The sequence below is a fragment of the Rhizobium ruizarguesonis genome (genome assembly GCF_017357285.1).
Lineage (GTDB): Bacteria > Pseudomonadota > Alphaproteobacteria > Rhizobiales > Rhizobiaceae > Rhizobium > Rhizobium ruizarguesonis.
The window spans coordinates 3923024-3935836 of record NZ_CP071678.1 but is presented as its reverse complement, the minus strand read 5'-3'; the positions used below and the strand labels follow the sequence as shown (position 1 = coordinate 3935836).

The 12813-nt window shown below is 62.7% G+C and carries 10 protein-coding genes; 6 read left to right on the top strand and 4 right to left on the bottom strand.

Annotated features, from left to right (window positions below; genetic code table 11):
- The first annotated feature begins 8 nt into the window (after window positions 1-8).
- Window positions 9-1799: a putative bifunctional diguanylate cyclase/phosphodiesterase gene (locus J3P73_RS19455; RefSeq protein WP_026171028.1), complete on the top strand. Its 1791-nt coding sequence runs from the start codon at window positions 9-11 to the stop codon at window positions 1797-1799.
- Between the two features lie 380 nt (window positions 1800-2179).
- Window positions 2180-3028 carry a GNAT family N-acetyltransferase gene (locus tag J3P73_RS19450; RefSeq protein ID WP_018481715.1) on the top strand — a complete coding sequence of 283 codons (849 nt, stop codon included), beginning with the start codon at window positions 2180-2182 and terminating at the stop codon, window positions 3026-3028.
- Window positions 3029-3031: 3 nt separating this feature from the next.
- Here J3P73_RS19450 and J3P73_RS19445 read toward each other — a convergent pair whose 3' ends face one another.
- Entirely contained in the window at window positions 3032-3949 is a 918-nt protein-coding gene (locus J3P73_RS19445; RefSeq protein ID WP_064247308.1) for a DMT family transporter, read from the bottom strand.
- A 190-nt stretch (window positions 3950-4139) separates the two neighbouring features.
- Between J3P73_RS19445 and J3P73_RS19440 the strand changes: the two genes are divergently transcribed.
- Together J3P73_RS19440 and J3P73_RS19435 are read left to right on the top strand one after the other, a co-directional pair.
- Entirely contained in the window at window positions 4140-5438 is a 1299-nt protein-coding gene (locus tag J3P73_RS19440) for an adenylosuccinate synthase (protein ID WP_130665003.1), read from the top strand.
- A gap of 60 nt (window positions 5439-5498) precedes the next feature.
- Window positions 5499-8024, top strand: coding sequence for a hypothetical protein (locus J3P73_RS19435; protein WP_130692499.1), 2526 nt, complete (start codon window positions 5499-5501; stop codon window positions 8022-8024).
- A gap of 115 nt (window positions 8025-8139) precedes the next feature.
- Here J3P73_RS19435 and rpoH read toward each other — a convergent pair whose 3' ends face one another.
- Window positions 8140-9048, bottom strand: a complete 909-nt coding sequence (rpoH, locus tag J3P73_RS19430; protein ID WP_003542378.1) for an RNA polymerase sigma factor RpoH — start codon at window positions 9046-9048, stop codon at window positions 8140-8142.
- 189 nt (window positions 9049-9237) lie between these two features.
- Window positions 9238-10263: an RluA family pseudouridine synthase gene (locus J3P73_RS19425; RefSeq protein WP_018073700.1), complete on the bottom strand. Its 1026-nt coding sequence runs from the start codon at window positions 10261-10263 to the stop codon at window positions 9238-9240.
- Window positions 10264-10306: 43 nt separating this feature from the next.
- On the opposite strand from J3P73_RS19425, the gene J3P73_RS19420 reads away from it, so the two are divergent.
- Entirely contained in the window at window positions 10307-10693 is a 387-nt protein-coding gene (locus J3P73_RS19420; protein WP_018073701.1) for a hypothetical protein, read from the top strand.
- A 7-nt stretch (window positions 10694-10700) separates the two neighbouring features.
- Entirely contained in the window at window positions 10701-11525 is an 825-nt protein-coding gene (locus J3P73_RS19415) for a TrmH family RNA methyltransferase (protein ID WP_018073702.1), read from the top strand.
- Between the two features lie 98 nt (window positions 11526-11623).
- Here J3P73_RS19415 and J3P73_RS19410 read toward each other — a convergent pair whose 3' ends face one another.
- Window positions 11624-12784, bottom strand: a complete 1161-nt coding sequence (locus J3P73_RS19410) for a coiled-coil domain-containing protein (RefSeq protein ID WP_130664999.1) — start codon at window positions 12782-12784, stop codon at window positions 11624-11626.
- Between the last annotated feature and the right edge of the window lie 29 nt (window positions 12785-12813).

Below are 12813 nucleotides of genomic sequence, written 5' to 3'. Positions count from 1 at the left end.
GGACCGCGTTGCCAGAGAACAAAGCCACACGATCCGAACGAGAGTTTCAGGATCTTCTGCGTCGGCTCGAACTCGCTCTCGATGCATCCCAGATTGGTGTCTGGGAGCACAGCATCGAGCAGGACGGGATCTTGTGGGATGCACAGATGCATCGCCTTTACGAGACTGGCGAGACCTGCCGGCTGGTGGCGGCATCGCTCTGGTCGAATGCCATCCATCCCGATGATCGCGAGCGGGCCGAACGCGACTTCGAGCAGGCGATCGCGACGCGCGGCGCCTATAACTCACAATTCCGAATCGTGCTGCCGAGCGGCGAAATCCGTCATTTGCGTTCGCGAGCGCATTTCTATGTCGATGCGGGGGGGCTGCCCTCCTTCATCGGCGCCGAATGGGATGTGACGGCCGACGTACTGCTCAACGGGGAGCTGGCGCGGCAGAAGGTGGTGGCCGAGGCGCGGGCGCTGGCGCTCGAGGAAAGCAATGCGCGCATCGAGCATGTCGCCGATCACGACTATCTCACCGGCCTGCCGAACCGGCGCCTTCTCGACAAGCGGCTGGCGGAACTGCCTGCCGACAAGAGCATCACGACGCTCGCGGTCCTGCATCTCGACCTCGACCAGTTCAAACAGATCAACGACAGCCACGGTCATGCGGCAGGCGACGTCGTTCTCAGGGCCGCAGCCCTTCGCATCACCGCTGCCATTCCTGTAAATGGTATGGTTGCCCGCGTTGGCGGCGATGAGTTTGTCATCGTGCTGGTCAATTTCACCGATCTCACTGAGCTGAAGCTGATCACCGAGGATCTCCAGCGCCGGCTGCGGAAGAAGATCCGCTTCGGCCAAGAGATGCTGCAATCCGGCGCCTCGATCGGCGTTTCCTGGAGCGGCGATCGGCGGGCTCGCAACTTGCTTGCCGAATCCGACCTGGCGCTCTACCAGGCCAAGAAGCTCGGGCGGAATCGCGTCGAATTCTTCACGCGGCAACTGCAGGAGGATCTGCGCTCCAAGCGTCGTCTCGCCGAAGAGCTGAAGCTTGGGCTGGAGCGCGGCGAGATCGTTCCCTATTATCAGGTGCAGCTCGACGCCCGGACGCGGGAAGTCATCGGCTTCGAGGCGCTGGCGCGCTGGAAACATCCCGAGAAAGGCGTGCTCGCCCCGGGGGTATTCCTGAAGATCGCCGATGAGCACGGACTTGCGGCGGAGATCGACGCGGCGATCCTGAAAAACGTTCTCGAAGACCGGCTGTTCTGGCTGTTGCGCGGCCTTGCGGTACCGCGCATCGCCGTCAATATCTCGGCGTCGCGTCTTGCTGATCCGGCGCTGCTCGACAAGCTGAGGAAACTCGATATCCCGCCCGGCGTGATCGTCTTCGAACTGGTGGAGACGATTTTCCTCGACGACAGCGACGAAAAACTGCTCGATCATATCGGCGATATCAAACAGATGGGCATCGATATCGAGATCGACGACTTCGGATCGGGCCATGCCTCGCTCATCGGTCTCGTCAAGCTGCGGCCGAAGCGGCTCAAGATCGACCGGCAGCTCGTCACCGAAGTTGTCAGCTCTGCCGAGCAGCGGCGGGTGGTGGGTTCGATCGTGGAAATCGCCAAGGCACTCGATGTCGAGGTGATCGCCGAGGGCATCGAGACCGAGGCGCATGCCGTCGTGCTGGCGCAACTCGGTTGCGACGGCCTGCAGGGTTACGCGTTCGGCTATCCCGCACCGGCGGCCGAGACAGGACGTCTTTTCTCATCGATAACGAGCGGGATTGAAAAGCAGAGGACCGCGATGGGCAGCTGAACCGGCTGATTCGTCAGCGGGTGGCCGTCGTCGTGCCTGGTTGCAACAACGTCCTTGCCGGGTCGCGGAGGTGTTTTCTGCCGAAATGCTCTCCTCGCCGTTCAAATCGCGCAGGCGCTATTTTTTCGGCGCGTCATTTTATTCGCATCGGCAGGAAGATAATTGGCGCGCAAGTAATTTTCTTGAGCTTGCAACGGCATTGTTTCATGGTAATGCGGAAACGAAGATTTCTGCATTGCATCGAAAAATGATTATACGCGTCATCAAGTCCATGAACGCGGCTCTCCATCATTCGCAGGTGCAATCGGGGAGCTGGGACCTGACAATTGCTTTGCCGTTGCCGGGATGGACTTGCGGGACATTCAATCTGGGAAGGTCGCATGAATTCGGAATTTGCCGTTCGTTCGATGCGGCCCGGCGAACTGGAACTCGTGCTCGAATGGGCGCGTCAGGAGGGCTGGAACCCCGGCCTCGACGATTCGCTTGCGTTCCTCGAGGCCGATCCATCAGGATTTTTCGTCGGCTCTATCGGTGAAGTCCCCGTCGGCTCGATCTCGGTCGTCAAATATGGCGAGAGTTTTGCCTTCCTGGGCCTCTACATCGTCCATCCCGATTTCCGCGGCAAGGGTTACGGCAAGGCGATCTGGGCGGCAGGCATCGCCAGTGCGGGAGACCGCACGATCGGTCTTGACGGCGTCGCCGCACAGCAGGACAACTATCGCAAGGCCGGCTTCGAACCCGCCTATTCCACCATTCGCTACGGCGGCGTCGCCAACTCCTTGCCTGTCTCGACGCTTGTCGCGCAACCGGTGCTGGATTCGCGTCTCGAGGGATTGCAGCGCTATGATTCGGCGATTTTTCCGCAGCCGCGGGATGCCTTCCTCACCTCCTGGTGCACCGGTCGCAAGGGTCGCCGTTCGGCGGTGGTGCGCAAGAGCGGCAAGATCCGCGGTTACGGCACGATCCGCCGCTGCTACGAGGGCTACAAGATCGGCCCGCTCTTTGCCAACGATGCCGACAGCGCCGCAGCGCTGCTTGCCGAATTGATCCCCGAGGCGAAGGGGGCCGTGGTCTTCATTGATATTCCCACGGCGAACCACGAGGCAGTCGCGCTTGCCGAAGGGCTCGGTCTTCAACCGGTGTTCGAGACGACACGCATGTATCGCGGGCCGGCGCCGGCCATCCCGCTGAAGCACGTCTTCGGCGTGACAACGCTGGAACTCGGTTAGGCTCTAATCCACGGGTGAGGCGGGCACGGTTTGTGCCGAAGCTTTCGGCCGGCCCTTTTCGGCGATCGCGATGCCGCCCAAGGTCAGCACCAGCGCGATCACATGGAACGACTGCAGCTGCTCGCCGATCAGCGCGACGGAGAGCAGCGTTCCGAACACCGGCACGAGATTGATGAACAAGCCGGCCCGGTTGGCGCCGATTGCCACGACGCCCTTGATATAAAGGATCTGCGCCACCAGCGATGGGAAGATCGCCGTGTAGAGAGTGATGACCCAGCCGGCCTGGTCTGGCCACTGCGCAGCGCCACGGCCGGCCTCCCAAAGGAGCAGCGGCAGCGAGGTCAGCATGGCGCCGAGCGCCGGGACCGCCATCAACGTGCGCCAGTCGAGCGGCGGCTTCCAGCGCAGGAAGATCGTGTAGACCGAATAGGCGGCAATGGCGATCAGCATCAGCCCGTCGCCGCGGTTGAGGCCGAGTTGCAGCAGCGTTGAGAGGTCACCATGCGCAGCGGTCAGGGCGACGCCGATCAGCGTCATGCCGAAGCCGAGACATTGCGCCAGCGAGATGCCGGTACGGAAGAACATGAAATTCAGCAGGAAGATCAGCATTGGGATGCCGGCCTGCTCGATGGCGACGTTGATCGCTGTCGTATATTGCACAGCCGAATAAAGCATGGCGTTGAAAAGGGTGTAGCCGATGACGCCGTAGAAGAGGAGCAGCGGCAGGTTCTTCCTGACGATCGGCCAGTCCTTCCGCAGTTGCGGTACCGAAATCACGGCGATCACCGCCACAGCGAGGAACCAGCGCAGGAAGGTCAGCATCATCGGACTGATATGCCCGAGCGCGAGTTTGCCGGCGACGGAGTTGCCACCCCAGCAGAGGGTGGCGATAACGAGGCAGATATAGGCCGTGGCTTGCAAGAGCGTTCTTCCGTCTTTCCGCGATCGCCGTGCGGCGTTTTGTGAGGGGAAATAGCCTGTCGGCTGCTGATTTGTCACGTAAAAAGCCCAATCTGCTGTGACAACAGGGTCGCTTTCCAAAAAACAAAGCTTTATAGATGCGCGGGTTTGAGCAGGTGCGCGGTTCCGCGCCGGTAACAGGAAGAGTTGGATGACGAACGTAGTCGTGGTCGGTTCGCAATGGGGTGACGAAGGCAAGGGCAAGATTGTCGACTGGCTTTCGGAGCGTGCTGATATCGTTGTGCGCTATCAGGGCGGACACAATGCCGGCCATACGCTCGTCATCGACGGCACCAGCTATAAGCTCTCGCTCTTGCCGTCCGGCGTCGTGCGCCCGGGCAAGATGGCCGTCATCGGCAACGGTGTCGTCGTCGATCCGCATGCGCTGATCGCCGAGATTGGCCGGCTGGAGGCGCAGGGCGTGACGGTTACGCCTGACAATCTGCGCATTGCAGACAATGCGACGCTCATTCTGTCGCTGCACCGCGAGCTCGACGCGATGCGCGAGGATGCTGCGTCGAACAGCGGCACCAAGATCGGCACGACGCGCCGCGGCATCGGTCCGGCCTATGAAGACAAGGTCGGCCGCCGCGCCATCCGCGTCATGGATCTTGCCGATCTCGACAGTCTTTCCGGCAAGGTCGACCGTATTCTGACACATCACAATGCGCTTCGCCGCGGCCTCGGCGTCGCCGAGGTCAGCCATCAGGCGATTATGGAAGAGCTGACTTCGATCGCCGATCGGGTGCTGCCGTTCCGTGATACCGTCTGGCTCTTCCTCGACAAGGAGCGCCGTAAGGGCTCCCGCATCCTCTTCGAAGGTGCACAGGGCAGCCTGCTCGACATCGATCACGGTACTTATCCTTTCGTCACCTCGTCGAACACGGTGGCCGGTCAGGCAGCAGCCGGTTCAGGCATGGGACCCGGCTCGCTCGGCTATATCCTCGGCATCACCAAAGCCTATACGACGCGCGTCGGCGAAGGCCCGTTCCCGACCGAGCTGAAGGATGCGATCGGTGAGTTCCTTGGCGAAAAAGGTCATGAGTTCGGCGTGGTGACCGGACGCAAGCGGCGCTGCGGCTGGTTCGACGCTGCACTGGTGCGCCAATCGATCGCCACCAATGGCATCACCGGCATCGCGCTCACCAAGCTCGACGTGCTCGACGGCCTCGAGGAATTGAAGATCTGCGTCGGCTACATGCTCGACGGCGAACAGATTGATCATCTTCCGGCAAGCCAGGGAGCGCAAGCTAGGGTCGAACCGATCTACATCACGCTGGAGGGATGGAAGGAATCGACCGTCGGCGCCCGCAGTTGGGCGGATCTGCCGGCACAGGCGATCAAATATGTTCGCCAGGTCGAAGAGCTGATCGGGGCGCCTGTCGCGCTCCTGTCCACCAGCCCGGAGCGGGATGACACCATACTTGTGACCGATCCGTTTGAGGATTAAGCTCACGGGTCACTGTGGAGGATGGTTCGGTAGAGTGCCGGACTTCTTGAGAAAGTACTAATGGCGGATTTTATTGCAGTCATTCGGCGGGCCGTCGACGGCCTGGCTGAAAATACCCCTGAGATGCGGGTGAAAGTCTACGAACGTGCCCGCGGCGCAGTGCAGCGGCAGCTCGAGAACATGAAGCCGCGTCCGCCGGAAGCCATGCTGCAACGCCAGCTCGAAAAGCTCGAGGCCGCCATCCGCGAAGTGGAAGGCGAACATTCCGAGGCGATGCCGCTCGATGAGCCGATTGCGGCCGTCACCGCGTCGGAATCCTTCGAAGAACAAGCGGTTCCCGACGAAAGCGACCCGGCGTCGACGCCGGAGACGGTTGTCGAGGAACCGGTCTACGAAGCCTATGCGGAACCGCAGGCGGCCGAGGCCGCCGACGAGCCCGATCACGTGGAAGCCGCCGCGCCAGAGGAAGCTGAGGAAGAGGTCGCTGCCGAGGAGCCCCTTTCCGCGGAAGAACCTGTTCCCGCCGAAATCCCTGTTGTCGCAGAGACAGCGGTTTTGCCGGAGACATCCGGTCCCGCCGAGACATACTGGCACCCCTCGCATGAGGAGGAAGCGCCGGCCGAGGAATGGCATGCCAGTGAGGCGCGCGACGTCGCTGCCGAAGATGTGCCCGCCGAACATGACGGCTGGGAGGCGCCTGCCGAGCATCGCAGCGAGCAAGCCGACGAAGACCGTGCTGACGAGCAGCATCCCGTGGAAGCCGAAGAGATCGCGGCCGAACCGGCGGCGGTGGAAAGCGGGGAGCCGGAGGCCGAGGAGGCTTACGAGCCCGTTGAGCCGTTGCAGCCGACCACCCGCGGCATAGACCATGCATCCAACCGGCTGGTGGAGCCGGTCGCCGATTTCGATCGTCCGCAGGAGTTCGTCGAGCACAGCCGCGAGGAGCCGTTGCAGGCCGACGCCGCGGCGCATTTCGAACCGGTCTGGGCCGAGCCCGTTGCCGAAACGCCGGCTCCGCCGCCCAAGGATGCGGAGACCGAATGGGCCGAAGAGGAACTCCGGCAATATTCGGAGACGGCGCCGGCGCCGATTACTGCCGATGCCTCGGCGCGCGCCTTCGAGGAGGTGATATCGAGCCTCGAAAAAGTGGCCCCCGCGGCCGTCATGCCGGCCGCCAAGGAAAGTTTCTCCTGGGAGACGGCCGCCTTCGACGATCTGCCGCCGATCGAGGCAGGCACCAATAAGAAGACGCCGGTTGCCTCGCATTTCGACGATGTCGATATCTTCGCGGAAGTGCACAACGGCAAGCCGGCGCCTGCTGGCGGCGCGCCGAGCGAGGACTGGCGAGAGGCGAAGGCGCTGCGCGGCTACGACCGCCGCGGCTCGGTCGCCGCTGACGACGATGACGCCAATCCGGCAATGGATATCGATCAGATTGTTGCCTCCAAGATGCAGGGCAAGAATTTCCGTATGGAGCCGAAGCGCCGCCGCTTTGGTATCGGTACCGTGATCACGCTCATCTTCGCACTCATCCTGATCGGTGGCGGCGCCTATGCCGGCTGGATGAACAGAGAGGCGCTGGTGGCGATGGTCGATGGGCTCGTCAGCTCGGCACCGTCGCAGGCGACCAGGAACGAGGCGGCAACGCCGCCGGCTGGTTCCGCGACGCCCGTGCAGCCGGGCGCGGTGACGCCAGCCCAGCCGACCACACCAGGAGCGCAGAATACCCCAGCGACGCCGGCGCAGCCGAACCCGAACCCGAACCCGCAGGTAGCGTCAATGAACAATGACGGCGCTGCGGCCAATTCGAAATTCACCCAACGGCTGCTGACCGATGGGACCGAGGTCGACAGCGGACCGGCAACTGTGCCGGGAACACCGACCGCGGAAGGAAAATCGGTCGCCGAACAGAATGTCGCGGCAGCAGACACGCCGCCTGCCAGCGCGCAGGGCGATGCGGCACCCGCCGAAACGCAGACGCCGAACGGCCCGGTGGCATCGCCGCAGCAGACCGCACCTGTCGGTTCGTCGCAAAAGATGTTTCTCTATGAGGAGCGCATCGGCCAGAGCTCGCCGACGGCGATCGAGGGATCGGTCGTCTGGAGCGTGCAGCACGAGGCCGGCCAGGACGGCCGGCAGGAGGCGACAGTGCAGGGCAACGTTACCGTTCCCGAGCGCAATCTCTCGGCGCTCGTCACCTTCAAACGCAATTCCGATCCGTCGCTGCCGGCAAGCCATCTGGTCGAGATCGTCTTCTCGGTGCCGCCGAATTTTGAAGGCGGCAGCATCGACAGCGTCCAGCGCATCTCGATGAAGCGCACGGAACAGGATCGCGGCGATGCGCTGATTGCGGTTCCAGCCAAGATCACCGACGATTTCCACATGATCGCGCTCAACGACTATCCGGATGCGCGCAAGGCCAATCTCGACCTGATGTCGACCCGCAATTGGATCGATATTCCGATTACTTACCGCAACGGCCGCCGCGCGCTGCTGACGATGGAGAAGGGTGGTACGGGGACGGACGCCTTCAATACCGCGATCAAGGAGTGGACCGCACTTGGGGATGTCTCGACGAGCCAATGATGGCTTTTCCGGGAATGCCGGTGTTGCCGGTAACGGACCGGGGTGCAGCAGAGATCAATGAAAAGAAAAGGCGGGCCGCAAGGCCCGCCTTCTTCAATTCTATCATGCGGCAGGTTTATGCCGTCGCTTCGACGACGCGGACGGCCTTGGCGCGTTCCAGGGCTTCCTTGCGCACGGCGTCCTGCACCTTTTCGAAGGCGCGGACCTCGATCTGTCGGACGCGTTCGCGGCTGATGTCGAACTCGGTCGAAAGGTCTTCCAGGGTCACCGGATCCTCGGCGAGGCGGCGAGCCTCGAAGATGCGGCGTTCGCGCTCGTTCAGCACGCTCATCGCTTTCGCCAGCATGCGCCGGCGAGTGTCGAGTTCGTCCTGTTCGATCAGCACGTCTTCCTGGCTGTCATGGTCGTCCACCAGCCAATCCTGCCACTGGCCGCCATCACCTTCGGCTGCCTTGATCGGCGCGTTCAGCGAGGCGTCGCCGGAGAGGCGGCGGTTCATCGAAATGACCTCTTCCTCCGAGACGTTCAGCTTGGTGGCGATTTCCGAGACGTGCTCCGGCTTCAGATCGCCGTCATCAATTGCCTGGATGCGTCCCTTCAGCCGGCGCAGATTGAAGAACAGGCGCTTCTGGTTGGCAGTCGTGCCCATCTTCACCAGCGACCACGAGCGCAGGATATATTCCTGGATCGAGGCCTTGATCCACCACATGGCATAGGTGGCCAGGCGGAAGCCGCGCTCGGCATCGAACTTCTTGACGGCCTGCATCAGGCCGACATTGCCCTCGGAGACGACTTCGCCGATCGGCAGGCCATAGCCACGATAACCCATCGCAATCTTCGCGACGAGGCGAAGATGGCTGGTGACGAGCTTGTGGGCAGCGTCGCGGTCGCCATGCTCGGCATAACGCTTGGCGAGCATGTATTCCTGCTGCGGCTCCAGCATCGGGAACTTGCGGATTTCGTCGAGGTAACGATTGAGACCGGCTTCGCCGGCGGTAATGGACGGCAAGGTATTTCGGGCCATAGTGCACCCTCCTAAAGTGAATTCCGGTTCCCGATGGAAACGCATCCTCGCGTTAAAAAAGGCAAACCGGGACGTGCGGCTCTCTCCGAGCCCGCACTAAGTCAATGTACAGATAAGTGTGGCGAAACAGCGGTTCAAGATGCCGCTCACGCAGGTGTGAGGCGGGCAGGCGACATTTCGGAGCCGCCTTTATCGCCGCAGCGCTTCGATCAGTTCGACCATATCATCCGGCAGCGGCACCTCGAAATGCATGAGTTCGCCGGTGCGGGGATGCTCGAACTGCAGCATGAAGGCATGCAGCGCCTGGCGGCCAAAACCGTTGACGATCTTGCGGATCTCTTCCGGCAGGAGATTGGCCTTGGTCTTGAAGCCGGCGCCGTAAACCGTGTCGCCGAGCAGCGGATGGCCGATATGGGCCATATGGACACGGATCTGATGGGTGCGGCCGGTTTCGAGGCGGCACTCGACCAGCGAGGCGAACGCGGTCGCATCCGGCTTCTCATGGAAGCGCTCAATCACCTGGTAATGCGTGATCGCCTCGTCGGCGTCCTGACTGTCGGGGCGCTTGACGGCGCGACGCGTGCGGTCGCCGGCGGCGCGGCCAAGTGGCGCGTCGACCGTGCCTGTCAGCGAGCGCGGCCGGCCCCAGACGACTGCCTGGTAGGCCCGCTCCAGCGGCATAGTGCGGCCATGGTCGGCAAATTGCAGCGAGAGGTGGCGATGGGCAATGTCGTTCTTGGCGACGACCATGACGCCTGTCGTGTCCTTGTCGAGACGGTGGACGATCCCGGGGCGGCGCACCCCGCCGATGCCGGAGAGCGTATCGCTGCAATGGTGGATCAGCGCGTTGACCAGCGTGCCTGTCCAGTTGCCAGGACCGGGATGGACGACGAGACCGGAAGGCTTGGAGATGACGATGACGTCATCATCCTCATGGAGGATATCGAGCGGGATGTCTTCGCCCTGCGGCGTGGGGTCTTCCGGCTCGGGCAGCGTGATCTCGAAGCTATCGCCGCTGCGCACCTTGCGCTGTGGGTCGGTGACGGGTTCGCCGCGCAGAAAAACCTGGCCGTCCTTAATCAGCGTCTTGATGCGGCTGCGCGAAAATTCCTCGCCGACCTGCCCCGTCAGCCAGGCGTCCAGCCGGCCTTCGGCGCTTTCATCGGCGGTCAGGACTTTTCTATTGCCGGCTGCTTGTTTAAAGGGGTCGCTCAAGACGCTTCTTCTCCGACGTATTTTTTTAGAACGGGACGCACAGATGACAGCAATCGAGCCAGACGACCAGGAAGAGAAGCCCCTTGATCCGGCGATGGAAAGTGTCCGGCGCAAGATGGTCCGCCTGCAGATCGTATCCGGCGCCATCATGTTCGTGAGCCTTATGGCGGTCTTCGGCGCCGTTGTCTACAAGGCGATGCACAGCGAGCCGAAGGAGACGGCATCCGCTGTTGCCGCCTCCGGCGTGCCGTCGGATGCGCCGCTTGCGGCGACCGTTTCCCTGCCGTCCGGCTTCAAGGTGCAGTCCACATCGTTTTCATCAGGGCAGATCTTGTTCTACGGTGAAACGGTCGAGGGCAAGAACAAGGCGCTGGTCTACGATCTCAGGACCGGCCGCACCGTTGCCGACGTCACTGTCGCGGGCAATTGAGGCCGGCATGGCCGCCGTTCCGATCGACATCGACAGCGCCGACGATCCACGCGTCGCTGAATTCCGCGAGATCCGCGAGCGCGACCTGACGGGCCGAGAGAACCGCTTCATCGCCGAGGGCACCGTCGTGCTACGCATGCTCGCCGAGGCGCATGCGGCAGGCCGCGGCTTTTTCGCCGAGAAGATCCTGCTGCTGCGCAACCGCGTCGAGGGCGTCCTGCCGATCCTGGAGCGGTTTCCGGCCGATGTGCCGGTCTATGTCGCCGGGGCGGATGTGCTCGATAGCGTCGTCGGTTTCCATCTGCATCGCGGCGTTCTTGCGCTCGGCCGGCGGGAGGATCGCGGGGAGGCGGCACTTCTCGACGCGCTGCCGGAACGGGCGCTGGTGCTCATCGGTTGCGGCATTTCCAATCACGACAATGCCGGCTCGATGTTCCGAAATGCGGCCGCCTTCCGAGCGGATGCGGTGCTGCTCGACGAAACCTCCTGTGATCCACTCTACCGCAAGGCGTTGCGTGTCTCGGTCGGTTCGGTGCTGAGTGTTCCGCACCGGCGTGGCGGCAAGGCCTTGGATGTGCTCCTGGCGCTTGCCGAGCGGGGCTTTGCCATCTGGACGCTTTCGCCACACGGCAAGACCGATATCCGCGCCATTCCGGCTTCAATGCGCATGGCGCTCGTCGTCGGCACCGAGGGCGAGGGGTTGCCGGAGGCGCTGCTTGCGCGCTTCCAGAGCGCGCGCATTCCACAGTCGGAGGAACTCGACAGTCTCAACGCCGCGACGGCGACAGGGATCGCGCTGTTTTCCATGGCCTCCGCGATGGGGCGGATCTAGCCTATACGCCCGAAAATCGGCATTGATTTTTGGAATTGTGCCAATTCAAAATGATGAGGCGCCGCTCGTCCTATCCGACGCGCGCCGCGCTAAAGGCGTCAGCGCGGGGGATCGGCGATGATCGCCGCTGCCCTGTCGGCAAGGCTGACGCGATCGTTGGGGTTCTTTTCCGCGGCATCTACGAGCAGCGTGCGGATCGGCGAGGAAGGTCCCTCGTTGAGTGCGGTCAGCGCCACCATATTGGCGGCGATCGAGGCGATCTCCTCGCGGATCGCGCCATCGCGCCCGGTTACGGCCTTTGCCTTTTGCAGGCGCTCGGTAAGGGCGGCGCTGCGCTTGCGGACATCCTCGCCCATCTCGGCCGTGACGGCGGCGGTGTCGAGCGCGGATGCGGTCGTGTCTTCGGCCATCATTTCCGCCGGCAGCTCCGCGACCATCCCGGCAAGGCCGGCGTCGCGCAACACCCGGTTGACCTTGCGGATCTCGGCGTTAGCGGCCTTCAACTGCTCCTTCAATTTGGCGATCTCCTGCTGGCGGCGAACGACCAGGGTTTCCTTTTCGGTGGCGGAAGCGCTCTCGCGCGCGGCCTTATCCTCCAGGCGGATCACCATATGCTGCTGTTGCGTCAGTTTCTGTTCGGCATCCTTGGCGCGCTTCTGCAGCAGGCTGACGTCCTGGCGCAGCGTGTCGCGTTCGTCGCGCAGCGCGTTGACGCGGAATTTCAGGCTCTCCGCTTCGGTCTCGCGCGCAGCCAGGTCGATCCTCAGCCCATCGGCCTGTTCACCGAGTTTGCTCAGCCGCGTCCGCATCGTCGCCAGTTCGCTGTCCTTGTTGGCAGCGGACTGCTCGGAAATATGCAGATTGGTCTTTAACTGGCTGATATAGTTCTCGTCCTTGCGCAGATGCGAGCGCTGGTCGGCGGCCTCGACATGCATCTCGCCGATCTGGGTCTGCAATTCGCCGATCTCGGCGGCAAGCCTGCCGGCATCGACGGCGAGTGCGTCATGGCGAAGCTGGAGCGACAGAGATTTCTCGCGCTCACGCAGAAGGTCCTGGGCCGTGCGGGCGTTTTCGGCGGCATAGAGCGCACGCACCATATCCTTCTGGGCGCGAACCTCCTGAGGGCTCAGCGGCATCGTCGCTTTCAGCCGGTTCTCGGTATACCAGACAATGCGGCGGTGAACGGCGGGCGAGACCAAAAAGACGAGGAAGGCCGCGGTCAGGAAGCCCAATCCGAACAAAAGAGCATATTCGATCACGGCGCGGCCATCGGTAAGAAGGTTGATAC

Coding starts and splice junctions, on each gene's coding strand:
- J3P73_RS19420 (WP_018073701.1), top strand. CDS start 10,307: ATGACAGCAATCGAGCCAGACGACCAGGAAGAGAAGCCCCTTGATCCG.
- rpoH (WP_003542378.1), bottom strand. CDS start 9,048: ATGGCCCGAAATACCTTGCCGTCCATTACCGCCGGCGAAGCCGGTCTC.
- J3P73_RS19435 (WP_130692499.1), top strand. CDS start 5,499: ATGGCGGATTTTATTGCAGTCATTCGGCGGGCCGTCGACGGCCTGGCT.
- J3P73_RS19415 (WP_018073702.1), top strand. CDS start 10,701: ATGGCCGCCGTTCCGATCGACATCGACAGCGCCGACGATCCACGCGTC.
- J3P73_RS19440 (WP_130665003.1), top strand. CDS start 4,140: ATGACGAACGTAGTCGTGGTCGGTTCGCAATGGGGTGACGAAGGCAAG.
- J3P73_RS19450 (WP_018481715.1), top strand. CDS start 2,180: ATGAATTCGGAATTTGCCGTTCGTTCGATGCGGCCCGGCGAACTGGAA.